The sequence below is a fragment of the Actinomadura sp. WMMB 499 genome, from assembly GCF_008824145.1.
In the GTDB taxonomy this organism is placed as follows: Bacteria; Actinomycetota; Actinomycetes; order Streptosporangiales; family Streptosporangiaceae; genus Spirillospora.
This window is the reverse complement of record NZ_CP044407.1, coordinates 8,629,619-8,644,595: the sequence shown is the minus strand read 5'-3', so window position 1 is coordinate 8,644,595 and position 14,977 is coordinate 8,629,619. Positions and strand designations below refer to the sequence as shown.

General features: G+C 74.0%; 13 protein-coding genes. 6 read left to right on the top strand and 7 right to left on the bottom strand.

The features are described from left to right. Positions 1-2 precede the first annotated feature (2 nt). Entirely contained in the window at positions 3-803 is an 801-nt protein-coding gene (locus F7P10_RS39445; protein WP_254716251.1) for an ABC transporter ATP-binding protein, read from the bottom strand. A 230-nt stretch (positions 804-1,033) separates the two neighbouring features. Here F7P10_RS39445 and F7P10_RS39440 point away from each other — a divergent pair, with 230 nt between their 5' ends. After that, complete coding sequence (locus F7P10_RS39440; protein ID WP_151017098.1) at positions 1,034-1,549, top strand: hypothetical protein; 516 nt, start codon at positions 1,034-1,036, stop codon at positions 1,547-1,549. A gap of 127 nt (positions 1,550-1,676) precedes the next feature. Further along, positions 1,677-2,366, top strand: a complete 690-nt coding sequence (locus F7P10_RS39435) for a hypothetical protein (RefSeq protein ID WP_151017097.1) — start codon at positions 1,677-1,679, stop codon at positions 2,364-2,366. A gap of 75 nt (positions 2,367-2,441) precedes the next feature. Here the strand turns inward: F7P10_RS39435 and F7P10_RS39430 are convergent, their stop codons facing one another. Together F7P10_RS39430 and pip are read right to left on the bottom strand one after the other, a co-directional pair. Then, on the bottom strand, positions 2,442-3,959 hold the full coding sequence (locus F7P10_RS39430; protein ID WP_254716250.1) for a chromosome segregation ATPase: 1,518 nt from the start codon (positions 3,957-3,959) through the stop codon (positions 2,442-2,444). Positions 3,960-4,106: 147 nt separating this feature from the next. Continuing rightward, a complete protein-coding gene (pip, locus tag F7P10_RS39425) occupies positions 4,107-5,063 on the bottom strand; it encodes a prolyl aminopeptidase (RefSeq protein ID WP_151017096.1) in 957 nt (318 codons plus the stop codon). 55 nt (positions 5,064-5,118) lie between these two features. On the opposite strand from pip, the gene F7P10_RS39420 reads away from it, so the two are divergent. After that, positions 5,119-5,346 (top strand): hypothetical protein, encoded by a 228-nt coding sequence (locus F7P10_RS39420; RefSeq protein ID WP_151017095.1) that lies wholly within the window; start codon positions 5,119-5,121, stop codon positions 5,344-5,346. 46 nt (positions 5,347-5,392) lie between these two features. Here F7P10_RS39420 and hrpA read toward each other — a convergent pair whose 3' ends face one another. Together hrpA and F7P10_RS39410 are read right to left on the bottom strand one after the other, a co-directional pair. Continuing rightward, positions 5,393-9,361, bottom strand: a complete 3,969-nt coding sequence (hrpA, locus tag F7P10_RS39415) for an ATP-dependent RNA helicase HrpA (protein WP_151017094.1) — start codon at positions 9,359-9,361, stop codon at positions 5,393-5,395. Between the two features lie 348 nt (positions 9,362-9,709). After that, positions 9,710-10,555 (bottom strand): NAD(P)H-binding protein, encoded by an 846-nt coding sequence (locus F7P10_RS39410; RefSeq protein WP_151017093.1) that lies wholly within the window; start codon positions 10,553-10,555, stop codon positions 9,710-9,712. Between the two features lie 73 nt (positions 10,556-10,628). Here F7P10_RS39410 and F7P10_RS39405 point away from each other — a divergent pair, with 73 nt between their 5' ends. Beyond that, positions 10,629-11,576, top strand: coding sequence for an AraC family transcriptional regulator (locus tag F7P10_RS39405; RefSeq protein WP_151017092.1), 948 nt, complete (start codon positions 10,629-10,631; stop codon positions 11,574-11,576). A 9-nt stretch (positions 11,577-11,585) separates the two neighbouring features. On the opposite strand, the gene F7P10_RS39400 is transcribed toward F7P10_RS39405, so the two are convergent. Next, positions 11,586-12,494 (bottom strand): SDR family oxidoreductase, encoded by a 909-nt coding sequence (locus tag F7P10_RS39400; protein ID WP_151017091.1) that lies wholly within the window; start codon positions 12,492-12,494, stop codon positions 11,586-11,588. Next, the gene (locus F7P10_RS39395; RefSeq protein ID WP_151017090.1) at positions 12,491-13,291 is read right to left on the bottom strand and encodes an SDR family oxidoreductase; all 801 of its coding nucleotides are present in this window, start codon (positions 13,289-13,291) and stop codon (positions 12,491-12,493) included. Before F7P10_RS39395 ends, F7P10_RS39400 begins: the two co-directional genes overlap by 4 nt. 80 nt (positions 13,292-13,371) lie before the next feature. On the opposite strand from F7P10_RS39395, the gene F7P10_RS39390 reads away from it, so the two are divergent. Continuing rightward, positions 13,372-14,118 (top strand): enoyl-CoA hydratase family protein, encoded by a 747-nt coding sequence (locus tag F7P10_RS39390; protein ID WP_151017089.1) that lies wholly within the window; start codon positions 13,372-13,374, stop codon positions 14,116-14,118. Beyond that, complete coding sequence (locus tag F7P10_RS39385; protein WP_151017088.1) at positions 14,115-14,972, top strand: CoA transferase subunit A; 858 nt, start codon at positions 14,115-14,117, stop codon at positions 14,970-14,972. The genes F7P10_RS39390 and F7P10_RS39385 overlap by 4 nt, the downstream gene beginning before the upstream one ends. The last annotated feature ends 5 nt before the right edge of the window (positions 14,973-14,977 follow it).

Below are 14,977 nucleotides of genomic sequence, written 5' to 3'. Positions count from 1 at the left end.
GGCTACGCAGGCCCGACCGTCGCGGCCCAGCGGCCCCCGTTCCGGGAGATCGTGATCGGGTGGTCGAAGCACTCGCTGACCGCCTCCGTGGTCAGCACGCCGGCGGCGGCGCCCGCCGCGAGCACCCGCCCGTCCCGCAGGAGCAGCGCGTGGCTCGTGCTGGTCGGCAGCTCCTCCAGGTGGTGGGTGATCAGCACGGTCGTCAGGTCCGGACGGCCGGCGCGGAGCCGGTCGATGCTCGCCGGCAGTCGCTCGCGGGCGGCGACGTCCAGGCCGGTCGCGGGCTCGTCGAGGAGCAGCAGCGGCGGGTCGGGCATCAGTGCCCGCGCGATCAGCGCCCGGCCGCGCTCGCCCTGCGACAGGGTCGGCCAGCGCGCGGAGGCGCGGTCCGTCAGGCCCAGCAGCGCGATCAGCTCGTCCGCGCGGCCCGGCTCGTCCGCGGTGGGCGCCCAGCGCGGCACGAGCTCGATCGTCCCGGTGGCGCCCGTCAGGACGACCTCGCGGACCGTCCGCGCGGACTCCAGCGGGTGCCGGGGGTCGACGTGCCCGATCACCCGGCGCACCCGCTGCACGTCGACGCGCCCGAGCCGGTGCCCGAGGATCTCGGCGGTGCCCCGGGTCGGGTGGGTGTAGGCGCCGAAGATGCCGAGCAGGGTACTCTTGCCGGCGCCGTTCGGGCCGAGCAGCGCCCAGTGCTCGCCGCGCAGGACGGTCATGCTGACCCGGTCGAGCAGGAGCCTGCGCTCGCGGACGAGATCGATCTTGTCGGCGTTCAGGACGACGCCGGGCACGGCGGGGGGCAACGGGACCTCCGTTCGGGACGCGGAGCGCACGGCGGGCCGCGGGGACACCCGATCACGGGCGCCGGACCGCGCGGACGCACCGGGCGGGCGGACGCGGGCGGAGGCCGGGGTCGCCGGGGCGCGGGCGTCAAGGAAGATCTTCAACTTAGCCGAACCACCGGGCATCGGGTACAACAGGAGCACGCGGACGGATACTGTGAGACCGGTGCCTCAGCGATCAGGGGAGGGACATGGAGGAGATCGGCTTCATGTGCGCCCGCTGCGGCGGCGAGGTGCACGACGTCACGCACAACCGCGAGGGCTCCCTCGACGGCGTCGGCTATCGCCACAACCGCAGGGTGGAGCCGTGGGACCACGAGCTGGAGCTCGCGGTAGGCGAACCCGCCGCGCAGGACCGGGCGTGCGACTTCTGCGGCGGTCCGGAGACGAGCTGGCTGTACTACCCCACGCTCGACCCGGAGGACACCGACATGTTCGAGGTCGAGCTGGACACCACGCACCTGTCGGACGACGACACGGCGGTCGCCGTCCTCAACATGCTGTACCCGTGGTACGCGTGCGACACATGCTCGGTGCTGGTGGCCGACCGCAACGTCGACCGGCTCATCGACCGGGCCCTGGACCGGACGCCCGTCCGCGCCGACGGGCCCGTGGACGAGAAGACCGTCCGAGCGCGCCTGCGCGGCTCGCTTTCGGTGTTCTTCACCACACGCCCCGGCCGTCCGCAGCCCTCGCGGGCCGTCTGACGCCGTCCGGGCGCCGCCCCGCCGCCCGTCCCGCCGTTGCGGGCGGGGTCGGCACTCCGGACGTCGGACCGGCTCATTATGATCGACCCGTTTTCGGGGCGGATCGTGAGCACGGGGGAAAAGGCACGTGATCATTGAAAGACGGTTCCACGGACCGGACGAGTCGGGCAACGGCGGCTATGTGGCGGGGCTGCTGGCGAAGCGGGTGCCCACCGACACCGTCACGGTGGCGTTGCGGCGGCCACCGCCGCTGGAGACCGCGCTGACCGTCACGGCGGAGGACGACCGGGGGCACAGCGTCCGGCTGTGGAACGGCGAGCGGCTGATCGCCGAGGCGCTGGCGGGGGCGATCGTGGTGCCGCCCGTGCCGGGCGTCCCGTTCGAGGAGGCGCTGACGGCGGCGGAGAAGTACCGGGCGGCGGAGAACAACCCGTTCCCCGGCTGCTTCGTGTGCGGTCCGGACCGCGAGCCCGGGGACGGCCTCCGGCTGGAGCCGGGACCGGTCGCCGCGGACACGGTGGCGACGCCGTGGACCCCGGCGGAGGTTCCGGGGCGAGAGCTGGTGTGGGCCGCGCTGGACTGTCCGGGAGCCTGGTCGTTCGACGTGGCCGACCGGCCGGCGGTGCTCGGCACGATGACCGCGCAGGTCTCCGACGTCCCGGCCGCCGGGGAGCGCTGCGTCGTCATGGGGGCGACGCGCAGCCGGGAGGGCCGCAAAACGCACACGGCGACGGCGCTGTACGGGGCGGACGGCCGGCTGCTGGGCCGCGCCGAGCAGATCTGGATCGAGATCGACCCGGAGCGGTTCCGGAGCTGATCCGATGCCCGGCGGCGGGCCGTCCGCGCCGCCGGGCGGGTTCTCCGGCGGGGCGCACGTCCCCGCCGGGACCGGTCACGGGCCGGTGAACAGGGGGTCCTCCCGGTCCGACCCGTTCACCGGGCGCCCGCGGTCGGACGGAGCCCCGGCCGGGCCGGGCAGCGGGTACGGCGTCGCGGAACCCGGCACGGGGCCCTCGATCCCGTGCGGCCCGGTGCCGCCCGGGACGGGGCCGCCGATGGGCGGCGGGCCCGGCGGGACGCCCGGCACCGGCTGGGGCCCGCTCTGCGTGCCGGGGTTCTGCGTGCCGGGGTTCTGCGTGCCAGTGCCCTGCATGGCGGTGCTCTGCATCTGGCCGCTCTGCATCCGGCCGCCCTGCGGCGCGCCCGGCGAGAGGCTGCCCTGGGTGAACTGGTCGATCTGGCGGCGGGCGCGGTCGGCCTCGGCGCGGGCGGCGTCGCGCTCCTCGGCCAACGCGGTCAGCGCGGCCTGCTGGTCGGCGACCGACTGCGACAGCTGCCGCAGCTGCGTCGCCTGGTCGTTCAGCCGACCCGTCATCTCGTCGCGCTCGCCCGCGGCGGCCTGCGCCTGGGCCAGCGCGGCGTCGCGCTCCTTGGCGGCCTCGTCGGCGCGGGCCTGGATGCGGACGACCTCGGCCTCGGCCTCGGACTGGGCCCGCAGCGCGGTGCTGCGCTCGGCCTCGGCCTTGCTGGCGGCCTGCATCGCGCGCTGCCGCTGCGCCTCGGCGTCCCGCATGGCGTTGCGCAGGTCCTCGGCGCCCTGCTTGGCGACCGCCGCCTCGACCCGCTGCGCCTCGGCAGCGCTCTCCGCCTCGGACGTCTTGGCGTGCAGCTCGACCAGCTCGGCGCGGGCGCTCTCCAGCGCGGCCAGCAGCTCGGCCTCGCGGGCGGCGATGCGGTCCCGCTCGCTCTCGGCGGCCAGCTTCGCGGTCATCGACTGCTGCGCGATCTGGTGCGCCTCCTCCCATGCCTGCTGGGCGGCGTCCCGCTTGGCGGTCGCGAGCCTGGCCTCCTCGCGGGCGCGCTCGGCGTCCTGCGCGGCGGCCTCGCCGCGCTGGCGCGCGGCGGTGGCCTCCTGCCGGGCCTCCTCGGCCCGGCGCTGGGAGGAGTCGCGCTCGCTCTGCGCGATGGCGAGCTCGCGGGCGGCCTCGGCCCGCACCTCGGCGACGCGCCGCTCGACCCCGGCGACGCTCAGCTCCGAGGTCAGCGACTCGGCGAGCACGTCGGCGGCCTTCTCCAGCCGCTCGACCATCTCCCAGGTGGAGGCGACTTGCCCGGTGAGGCCCGGCGCGTCCCGGCCGCGCTCCCGCCGGTCCCGCGCCTCGCGGGCGCACGCGCCGTCGTCGTCCCGGCAGTAGCGGACGACGCGGGTCGCCCCCACCGGCTGCGGCACGGGACGCCCGCAGTTCGCGCACGGCCACACCGCGACGGGGTCGCCCATGCGGGCCACCGCCGTCTCCCCCGATCCCCCGGACGCGCCGACGTCGTCGCCCGGTCCCCTGGAGACCGCGGCGGGAGACGTCGCGGCCGTCTCCTGCGGGCCGCTATTGTCGCGCTCTTGGCTGTTAGGCATGGAATGAACGATACGCACTAGTCGGCGGGACCGCAGTGACTTGGGTGGCAGATGTGGGGCCGCCCACGACGCACCCGGCGACGGATAACGTCCCCGGCCTCCGATCGGACGGCCCCGTGGCACGGCCCGCCTCCGGCCGCCCGGCGGTCAGGGCCGGAAGGCGTCGGTCGCCTCGATCAGCCGGTGCCGCACGCCCGGTTCGGACCCGCCGTGGCCCGCGTCCTCCACGATGTGGAACTCCGCCTCGGGCCACGCGCGGTGCAGCTCCCACGCCTGGTCGGGCGGTGTCTTCACGTCGTAGCGGCCGTTCACGATGACGGCCGGGAGATGCCGGAGCCGGTCGACGCCCGCCAGGAGCCCCTCGGACGGCAGGAATCCGCCGGACGAGATGTAGTGGTGGGTGATGCGGGCGAACGCCAGGACGGACGCGTCGTCCAGCTCCGGCGGCGCCACGGGCAGCAGGGTGTTCGCCGCCAGTTCCCAGGCGATCCACGCGCGGGCAGCGGGGGTCCGGACGGCCGGGTCCGGATGGCGGATGCGCCGCCCGTAGGCGGCGACGAGGTCGTCCCGCTCGGCGGGCGGGATCGCGTCCCGGAACGCCGCCCACTCGGCGGGGAACAGCTGCGACGCGCCGCCGGGGGCGAACGCCCACGCCTCGTCCGCCGGGCGGACGAGATAGACGCCGCGCAGCACCATCTCGGTGACGCGGCCGGGGTGCGCCTGCGCGTAGGCGAGCGCGAGTGTGCTGCCCCAGCTGCCGCCGAAGACCAGCCAGCGGTCGATGCCGAGATGCGCGCGGAGCCGCTCCATGTCCGCGATCAGGTGCGGGGTCGTGTTGCGCTCGAGCGAGACGGACGGGTCGCCGGCGTGCGGACGGCTGCGCCCGCAGCCGCGCTGGTCGAACAGCACGATCCGGTAGGCGGACGGGTCGAAGAACCGCCGGTGGTCCGGCAGGATCCCGCCGCCCGGCCCGCCGTGCAGGAAGACCGCCGGCTTGCCGCCGGGGTTCCCGCAGACCTCCCAGTGGATCTCCTGCCCGTCCTCGACGTCGAGGAACCCGGCCTCGTGCGGGCGGACCGCCGGGTAGAACTCGCGCAAACCCATACGCGCAGTCGTATCCGGTGGTCGATCACCGGCGCAACCGGCCTACCATCGCGGCGTGACGGCGATCAGATGCACGCAATGCGACGGCACCGAAATCGATTCCGGGTTCATCGAGGACGCCGGCGAGCACAGCAAGGGGTACGCGCGCTGGATCCCCGGCCCGCTGAAGCTCGGCGTCTTCGGGGGCGCCAAACGCTTCGGCAAGGACCGCTGGCGGATCGACGCGTACCGGTGCCGCAAGTGCGGCCACCTGGAGCTCTTCGCCTCCGAACAGGCCTACTGACCCGCGCCCACCGGACCCGCCCCCGCCGGCCCGCACGCGAGCGGGGTCACAGCTGGGCCATGGCCTTCCGGATGCGCTTGTCGGAGACCGGGTAACGCGTCCCGAGCTGCTGGGCGAACAGGCTCACCCGGAACTCCTCGATCATCCACCGGACGTGCAGCACCGGCTCGTCCTCGCGGCGCGCCGGCGGGAGCCGCTGGAGCGTGCGCCGGTACTCCTCCCGCAGCGCCTCGACCTGCCCGGCGAGCAGCCGGTCGCGGTTCGGGTTCTCGGGGAGCTTGTCCAGCCGGACCTGGACGGCGCGCAGGTAACGGGCCAGGTCGGGCAGCCGCTGCCAGCCCGTCGCGGTGACGAACCCCGGCCGGACGAGCGACTCCAGGTGGCCGCGCGCGTCGGCCAGCGCCGGGACGAGCGTGATGCTCTTCGTCCCCCGGATGCGCCGGTCGGCCTCGTGCGCCTCCGCCAGGATCCGCTCGACCTGCGCGACGATCCGGGCCGTCGCGTCGTGCAGGTCCGCGCGGACCCGGTCGTACAGGGCGCGGAACCCGTCCTCGTCCCACGCGGGCCCGCCCGCGTCGGCGATGAGGCGGTCCGCCGCGGCGGTGACGCAGTCGTCGAACAGCGCGGCGGTGGAGCCGTGCGGGTTGTGGCTGAGCGCCAGCTTCCCCTGGTTGGTGAGGCGGCTCTGGATGAGCTTCACCGGGGACGGCGCGTTCAGCAGGATGAGGCGGCGGGTGCCGCGCCACATCGCGCGGCGCTGCTCGGCCTCCGTCTCGAACATGCGGACGGCGACGCTGTCGCCCTCGTCGGTGAGCGCCGGATAGGCCTTGACGTCGTAACCGGCCTGGTTGCGCTCGTAGGTGCGGGGCAGCTCGGCGATCGTCCAGTCGGTGAGGCCGGTCCGCTCGACGGTGGACGCCGCCTTCGACAGCGTGCCCCGCACCTTGCCCGCCAGCCGGCGTTTCAGCTCGTCCAGGTCGGTGCCCTCGCCGAGCGTGCGGCCGCGGTCGTCCACCACCCGGAACGTGATCCGCAGGTGGGCGGGCAGCCGCGACCGGTCCCACGCCTCCCGCGCCACCGGGACGCTCGTCATCGCCGTCAGCTCGCGCTCCAGCGCGTCCAGGAGCGGCTCGCTGCGCGGCGCGACCCGGTCGAGTGCCTTGCGGGCGTAGTCGGGCGCGGGGACGAAGTTGACCCGCAGCTGCTTGGGCAGCGACCGGATCAGCTCGGTGACCAGTTCGCCGCGCAATCCCGGGACCTGCCACTCGAACCCGTCCGGGCGGACCTGGTTGAGGATCTGCACCGGGACGTGGACGGTCACGCCGTCGGCGTCCGCGCCCGGCTCGAACTGGTACGTCAGCCGCAGCCGCAGCGGGCCCTGCTTCCACACGTCCGGGTAGTCGGCCTCGCTGACGCCGCCCGCGGTGTCGTTGATGAGCATCGACCGCTCGAACCCGAGCAGGTCGGGCTCGGCACGGCGCGCCTTCTTCCACCAGGAGTCGAAGTGCCGGCCGGACACGACGTCCTCGGGGATCCGGGCGTCGTAGAAGTCGAACAGGGTCTCGTCGTCCACGAGGATGTCGCGGCGCCGGGCGCGGTGCTCCAGCTCCTCGACCTCGTCCAGCAGGGCGCGGTTGTCGTGGAAGAACCTGTGCCGGGTCTCCCAGTCGCCCTCGACGAGCGCGTGCCGGATGAACAGCTCGCGGGACAGCGCCGGATCGATCGAGCCGTAGTTGACGCGCCGGTCGGCGACGATCGGGACGCCGTAGAGGGTGACCTTCTCGTGCGCCATCACGGCCGCCTGCTTCTTCGACCAGTGCGGCTCGCTGTAGTTGCGCTTGACCAGGTGCCCGGCGAGCGGTTCGATCCACTCGGGCTCGATCCTCGCGTTGATCCGGCCCCACAGCCGGGACGTCTCGACCAGCTCGGCCGACATCACCCAGCGCGGCGGCTTCTTGAACAGCGCCGACCCGGGGAACACGGCGAACTTCGCGCCGCGCGCCCCGATGTACTCGTGCCCGCGCCGCGGCCTCTCGCGCTTGGACGGGTCGCCGCGCCCGGCCTTCTCGGACCGTCCGGGCGTGTCCATCAGCCCGATGTGCGACAGCAGGCCGGACAGCAGCGACACGTGGACGCGGTCGGGCGCGGCGTCGGTCGTGTTCAGCGTCACGCCCAGCGACTTGGCGACCTGCTTGAGCTGGCCGTGCAGGTCCTGCCATTCGCGGACGCGCAGGAAGTGCAGGAACTCGTTCTTGCACATCCGCCGGAACGCGCTGCCCGACAGCTCCTTCTGCTGCTCGCGCAGGTAGTTCCACAGGTTCAGGTACGCGAGGAAGTCGGAGGTGGGGTCGGCGAACCGGCGGTGTTTCTCGTCGGCGGCCTGCTGCTGGTCGGCGGGCCGCTCGCGCGGGTCCTGGATGGACAGCGCGGCCGCGATGACGAGGACCTCGCGGACGCAGCCGTTGCGGTCGGCCTCCAGCACCATGCGGGCCAGCCGCGGGTCGACGGGGAGCTGCGCGAGGCGGCGGCCGAGCGGGGTGAGGCGCTTGCGCGGGTCGGTCTCGGCCAGGTCGATCGCGCCCAGCTCGTGCAGGAGGTCGACGCCCGCCTTGACGTTGCGGCGGTCCGGCGGCTCCACGAACGGGAACGCGGCGATGTCGCCGAGGCCGAGGGCCGTCATCTGCAGGATGACCGACGCGAGGTTGGTGCGCAGGATCTCCGGGTCGGTGAACTCGGGCCGGGACTCGAAGTCCTCCTCGGAGTACAGCCGGATGCACACGCCCTCGGAGACGCGCCCGCACCGGCCCTTGCGCTGGTTCGCCGACGCCTGCGAGACCGGCTCGATCGGGAGCCGCTGCACCTTCAGGCGGTGGCTGTACCGGGAGATCCGCGCGGTGCCCGGATCCACGACGTACTTGATGCCGGGGACGGTCAGCGACGTCTCGGCCACGTTCGTGGACAGGACGATGCGGCGCCCGCGGTGCGGCTGGAACACGCGGTGCTGCTCGGCCGCGGACAGGCGCGCGTACAGCGGCAGGACCTCGCTCGTCCCCCGCTGCCGCGCGAGGTGCTTGGTCAGCGCCTCCGCGGTGTCGCGGATCTCGCGTTCGCCGCTGAGGAAGACGAGCACGTCGCCGGGGGCCTCGCGGCCCAGCTCGTCCACCGCGTCGATGATCGCCTGGATCTGGTCCCGGTCCGGGTCGGCGGACGGGTCGTCCGGGTCGGCCACCGGCCGGTACCGGACCTCGACCGGGTAGGTGCGGCCGGACACCTCCACGATCGGGGCGTCGCCGAAGTGCCGGGAGAACCGCTCCGGGTCGATCGTCGCGGAGGTGATGATCACCTTGAGGTCGGGCCGCTTCGGCAGGATCTCCCGGATGTAGCCGAGCAGGAAGTCGATGTTGAGGCTGCGCTCGTGCGCCTCGTCGATGATGAGCGTGTCGTACTGCCGCAGCAGCCGGTCCGTCTGGATCTCGGCGAGCAGGATGCCGTCGGTCATCAGCTTGACGAGCGTGTCGTCACTGGACCGGTCGGTGAACCGCACCTTGTACCCGACGGTGTCGCCCAGCTCCGTGCCGAGCTCCTCGGCGATGCGGTCGGCGACCGTCCGGGCGGCCAGCCGGCGCGGCTGGGTGTGCCCGATCGAGCCGAGGACGCCGCGGCCCAGTTCCAGGCAGATCTTCGGGATCTGCGTGGTCTTGCCGGACCCGGTCTCCCCCGCGACGATCACGACCTGGTTGTCGCGGACCGCCTCGAGGATGTCGTCCTTCTTCTGCGAGACGGGCAGCTCGGCCGGGTAGGTGATCGCCGGGACGGCCGCGCGGCGCCGCTCGACGCGGCGCTCGGCCGCGGCGACCTCGGCGGCGATCTCCTCGGCGACCCTCGCCCGCCGCCCGGCGTCCTTGATCTTCTCACCGCCGTCGATGCGGCGGCGCAACCTGCTCCGGTCGCGCGTCGTCAGTTCGGGCAGGCGCGCGCGCAGGTCGGCGAGCGGCGATCTCACAGGCGTCCTCATAACCGTTGACAAGGATAGGCCGCGGGCATCGCGCCCCACCTCGGCCGGGGCTCATCGGGCGCCGCCCTCGGAACCTCTGCACGGTAGCCGCACGGCTCCCGCCGTGGCGATCCTTTTTCCCCGCGGCGCCCGAATGACAACGCCTCCGCCGCGGTGTGGATTCCCCGGCGCACCGGACGTACGGTTTCATCACTCAACGTAGTGCGCGGGCAACGGCGATCGGTCACCATGGGTAGACGTAAGCACACCGATCGCCGCCGGCCGCTACCGGATCGACCGCCTTCTCGGGACGGGCGGCTTCGCGTCCGTCCGGCCGTACGCCGCGCGGGTCCGCCGGTACATGGCCGGCTACCGGCCTCGCTGACCGGGCGCCCAGGCCCCGGCGGCCGCGGCCTCCTTCACGTACTCGGCGAACGGGCGCGGGTCCCGGCCGAGCGCGCGGCGGACGCCGTCGCTCACCCGGTCGCCCGAGCCGTCGCGGATGTCGGCCAGCAGGCCCGCCAGCATCTCGGCGACCGCGGCCGGCACCCCCTGCGTCCCCAGGAGACCGACGAACTCCGGCACCTCCAGCGGCGTGTACCGGATCTCCCGGCCGGTCGCCTCCCCGATCATCCGGGCGGCGGTGCGGAACGGCAGCGGTTCCGGGCCGGAGATCTCGTAGATCTCCCCGGCGTGCCCGTCTCCGGTGAGCGCGGCGACGGCGACGTCGGCGATGTCCCCGGCGTCCACGAACGCCTCGCGTCCCTCGCCGGTGGGCAGCGCCAGCTCGCCCGCCAGCACGGGCTCGCGGAAGAAGTCCTCGCTGAAGTTCTGCGCGAACCAGGACGGGCGCAGGATCGTCCATTCCGCCCCGGACTCGCGGACGGCGCGTTCGGCGGGCTCCTGCGCGGGCTGCGGGGCGCCGTCGACGCCCCGCGCCGCGAGCAGCACGAGCCGCCGGACGCCCGCCGCGACGGCTTCGCGCGCGAACTCCGCGACGGTGTCCTGGTCGACGCTCTCGTTCATCGGGACGAGGTAGACGGCGCCCGCGCCGTCCAGTGCGGGCCGCCAGGTGGAGCGGTCGGCCCACTCGAAGCGGGTCCCGGTCGTGCGGGACGCGGCGCGCACGGGGACGCCGCGGTCGGTGAGGCGTGCGGTGACGCGGCGGCCGGTCTTGCCGCGGGCGCCGAGCACGAGAATCGGTGAATCGGTCATGGGTCCAGCACACCAGCGCCGGTCGAGACGTTCCATGGGTGCGCGTCTCGTTCGCATGTGAGATCGTCTCGGCATGGACCTCCTGGACGATCTGCTGGCGGGCGTGCGGGCGCGCGGGGCCCTGTTCTGCCGCTCGGTGGCGCGGCCGCCGTGGGCGGTGCGGTTCGAGGCGCCCGCACCGCTGTCGCTCGGCACGATGCTGCGGGGCGTCGGCTGGATCACCCGCGGCGACGGGGAGCCGGTGCGGATCGGGGAGGGCGACATCGTGCTGATCCGGGGCGGCGCGCCGATCGTCGCCGGGGACCGCGCGGACGCCGAGCCGGAGATCGTGGTGCTGGACGCCGACCGCTGCTACGCGACCGACGGGGGCCCGGCGACGGCGGGCCACAACTTCCGGCTGGGGCCGCGCACCTACGGGCTCGTCCCGGACGGGTCGGACCTGTTCGTCACCGCCGAGTACCCGATGCGCGGCGACGTGTCGGAGCGGCTGCTGGAGGCGCTGCCCGAGGTGGCGCTCGTCCCGGCGCGGCCGGAGTTCGCGCCGCTGCTGGAGCTGCTGGACGTCGAGGTCGCCCGGGAGGAGCCGGGGCAGCAGATCATCCTGGACCGCATGCTCGACATGCTGCTGGTCCGGGCGCTGCGGGCCTGGTTCGCGCGGCCGGACGCCGAACCGCCCGCCGGCTACCGGGCGCTCGGCGACCCGCACGTCGGGCGGGCGCTGCGGCTGCTGCACGACAGCCCGGCGCGGCCGTGGACGGTGGCGGAGCTGGCGGCCGAGGCGGGCCAGTCGCGGGCGGTGTTCGCGCGCCGGTTCACCGAGCTGGTCGGCCGCCCGCCGCTGGCCTACCTCACCGAGTGGCGGATGACGCTGGCCGCCGACCTGCTGCGCGAGCCCGGCGCGACGGTCGCGTCCGTGGCGCGCCGCGTCGGGTACGCCGACGGGTTCGCGTTCAGCAACGCCTACAAGCGGGTTCGCGGCGCCGCGCCGAGCAGCGTGCTGCGCGGCGCCGCGAACGCCTGACGTCCGGGCTCAGGACGCGCCGTAGACGGGTTCGGGCGCGGCGGCCCGCGCGAGGAGGCCGGTGACGACCTCGCCGATCTCCGCCGGGTCCCAGCGGGCGCCCTTGTCGGCGGCGGGGCCGTGCCGGAAGGCGTCCATCACGCAGATCTTGCCGCCCTCGGCCTCGAAGACGCGGCCGGTGACGTCGCGGGACGCGGCCGATCCGAGCCACACCACGAGCGGGGACACGTTCTCCGGGGCCATCGCGTCGAACTCGCCCTCGGCGGGGGCGGCCATCGTCTGCGCGAAGACCTCCTCGGTCATGCGGGTGCGGGCGGCGGGCGCGATCGCGTTGACCGTCACCCCGTACCGTCCCAGTTCGGCGGACGCGACGAGGGTGAGCCCGACGATGCCGGCCTTGGCGGCCGAGTAGTTGCCCTGGCCGACGCTGCCGAGCAGCCCGGCGCCGGACGAGGTGTTGATCACCCGGCCGTCGACGGGGCGGCCCGCCTTGCTCTCCGCGCGCCAGTGCAGGCCCGCGTGCTTGAGCGGCAGGAAGTGCCCCTTGAGGTGGACGCGCATGACCGCGTCCCACTCGTCCTCGGAGAGGTTGACGAGCATCCGGTCGCGCAGGAAGCCGGCGTTGTTGACCAGGACGTCCAGCCGCCCGAACGTCTCGGCGGCGGTGCGGACGAGCGCGGCGGCGCCGGCGTCGGTGGCGATGTCGTCGGTGCTGGCGACGGCCTTCCCGCCCAGCGCCTCGATCTCCCGGACGACCTCCTGCGCGGGCCCGACGGCGGCGTCCCCGCTGCCGTCGCGGGCGACGCCGAGGTCGTTGACGACGACGAGGGCGCCCTGCCGGGCGAACTCGAGGGCGTGCGCGCGGCCGAGGCCGCGGCCGGCCCCGGTGACGGCGACGACGCGGTCCTTGCAGATCATCGTGACTCCTTCTCGTTCGCGCCGGTGTTCCCGTCCTTGTTCACGGTGGCGGCGTCCAGGAAGGCGGGACGCTCTCCCCCGCCGTGCATCAGCATTTCCGTGCCGGTGACGTAGGAGGCGAGGTCGGAGGCCAGGTAGACGCAGGCGCCGCCGACCTCGTCGGGGGTGCCGAGCCGGCCCATGGGGACGGTGCGCCCGATCGCCGCGATCCCCTCCTCGTCGCCGTAGTGCAGGTGCGCGGTCTCGGTGCGGATCATGCCGAGGATCAGCGTGTTGACCCGGACGTGCGGCGCCCACTCGACCGCGAGGGACCGGGTGAGGCTGTGCAGGCCGGCCTTCGCGGCGCCGTAGGCGGAGGTCCCGGGCGAGGGCCGGACGCCGCTGACGCTGCCGATGTTGATGACCGCGCCGCCGGTGTCCCGCTCCCGCATCCGCGGGTAGGCGGCCCGCGCCATGAGCAGCGGCGCGGTCAGGTTCAGTTCGATGATCTTGGCGTGGGTGCGCAGCTCACCGTCCGCCAGGGGCAGGAAGGGGCCGCCGCCCGCGTTGTTGACGAGCACGTCGACGCGGTCGAGCCCGTTCATGAACTCCTCGACGGCGTCCTGCTTGCGGACGTCCAGCGAGACGAACCGGGCCGCTCGCCCGGCCGCCTCGGGGAGCGTCTCCGGGTCGCGCCGGCCGACCGCGACGACGTCGGCGCCCGCCTCCAGGAAGGCGCGGCTGATGCCGGCGCCCACCCCGCGCACGCCCCCGGTGACCACCGCGGTCTTCCCGCTCAGGTCCAGTTTCAGTGACATCCCACCACCTCGGGCATCCCGCCTCCTTCTGCGCCTCTGCTACGGTCAGTTCTAACAAATGTTTGGTGGAAAGGTAGCGCATGGGAGTCTCCACCACGACCCGGGACGGGGTCGCCGAGATCGTCGTGGACGCCCCGCCGGTCAACGCGCTGACCGTCGCGGGCTGGCACGAGCTGGCGGACGCGGTGCTGGCGGCCGGACGGGACCCGCAGGTGGGGGCCGTCGTGCTCCGCGCCGAGGGCCGCGGCTTCAACGCGGGCGTCGACATCAAGGAGATGCAGTCCACCGAGGGGCACGCCGCGCTGGTGGGCGCCAACCGGGGCTGCTACGCGGCGTTCGCGGCCGTCTACGACTGCGAGGTTCCGGTGATCGCCGCGGTGCACGGCTTCTGCCTGGGCGGCGGGATCGGGCTCGCCGGCAACGCCGACATCGTGATCGCCTCCGAGGACGCCTACTTCGGCCTTCCGGAGGTGGACCGGGGCGCGCTCGGCGCCGCGACCCACCTGGCGCGGCTCGTCCCTCAGCACCTGATGCGCGCGATGGTCTACACGTGCCGCAACGTCACGGCGGACGAACTGCACCGGCACGGGTCGGTGCTGGAGGTCGTCCCGCCGGACGGGCTGCGCGCCGCGGCGCTCGAGGTCGCCGCGAACATCGCCGCCAAGGACCGGTACGTCATCCGGCGCGCGAAGGAGTCGCTGAACGGCATCGACCCGGTCGACGTCAAGCGCAGCTACCGCTTCGAGCAGGGACTGACCTTCGAGCTGAACCTGGTCGGCGCGGGCGACGAGCACCGCGACGCCTTCGTGGCCAAGGGGGCGAAATGAGCAAGGTGACCACGATCGAGGAGATCGTCGGGTCGCTGGAGAGCGGCATGACGATCGGCATCGGCGGCTGGGGGTCGCGGCGCAAGCCGATGGCGCTCGTCCGCGCGATCTGCCGCTCGCCGCTCACCGACCTGACCATCGTCACCTACGGCGGCCCGGACGTGGGGCTGCTGTGCGCCGCCGGGAAGGTGCGGCGGCTCGTCACCGCGTTCGTCACCATGGACTCGATCCCCCTCGAGCCGCACTTCCGGCAGGCGCGGCAGACCGGCGCGATCGAGCTGACCGAGTACGACGAGGGCATGTTCATGTTCGGCCTGTACGCGGCAGCCCACCGGCTGCCGTTCCTGCCCACGCCCGTCGGCCTCGGCTCCGACGTCCTGAAGATCAACCCCGAGCTGCGGACGGTCCGCTCGCCCTACGAGGACGGCACCGAACTGGTCGCCGTCCCCGCACTGGCGATGGACGCCGCGCTCGTCCACATGAACCGCGCCGACGCCCGCGGCAACGCCCAGTACCTCGGCCCCGACCCGTACATGGACGACCTGTTCGCCAAGGCCGCCGACCGGACGTACGTGTCGTGCGAGCGGCTCGTCGACACCGCCGACTTCGCCAAGGAGGGCCCGCCGCAGTCGCTGCTGATCAGCCGGTCGCAGGTGGCCGGGGTGGTGGAGACGCCGAACGGGGCGCACTTCACCGACTGCGCGCCCGACCACGGGCGGGACGAGGCGTTCCAGAAGCTGTACGCGAAGGCGGCGGGCGATCCGGACGGGTGGGCCGCGTTCCGCGACCGGTTCCTGTCCGGGGACGAGACCGCGTACCAGGACGCCGTCCGGGCCTGGCGGGAGGAGAAGTGAGCACG

Coding starts and splice junctions, on each gene's coding strand:
- F7P10_RS39440 (WP_151017098.1), top strand. CDS start 1,034: ATGGAGGAGATCGGCTTCATGTGCGCCCGCTGCGGCGGCGAGGTGCAC.
- F7P10_RS39430 (WP_254716250.1), bottom strand. CDS start 3,959: ATGCCTAACAGCCAAGAGCGCGACAATAGCGGCCCGCAGGAGACGGCC.
- pip (WP_151017096.1), bottom strand. CDS start 5,063: ATGGGTTTGCGCGAGTTCTACCCGGCGGTCCGCCCGCACGAGGCCGGG.
- hrpA (WP_151017094.1), bottom strand. CDS start 9,361: ATGAGGACGCCTGTGAGATCGCCGCTCGCCGACCTGCGCGCGCGCCTG.
- F7P10_RS39410 (WP_151017093.1), bottom strand. CDS start 10,555: ATGACCGATTCACCGATTCTCGTGCTCGGCGCCCGCGGCAAGACCGGC.
- F7P10_RS39405 (WP_151017092.1), top strand. CDS start 10,629: ATGGACCTCCTGGACGATCTGCTGGCGGGCGTGCGGGCGCGCGGGGCC.
- F7P10_RS39400 (WP_151017091.1), bottom strand. CDS start 12,494: ATGATCTGCAAGGACCGCGTCGTCGCCGTCACCGGGGCCGGCCGCGGC.
- F7P10_RS39395 (WP_151017090.1), bottom strand. CDS start 13,291: ATGTCACTGAAACTGGACCTGAGCGGGAAGACCGCGGTGGTCACCGGG.
- F7P10_RS39390 (WP_151017089.1), top strand. CDS start 13,372: ATGGGAGTCTCCACCACGACCCGGGACGGGGTCGCCGAGATCGTCGTG.
- F7P10_RS39385 (WP_151017088.1), top strand. CDS start 14,115: ATGAGCAAGGTGACCACGATCGAGGAGATCGTCGGGTCGCTGGAGAGC.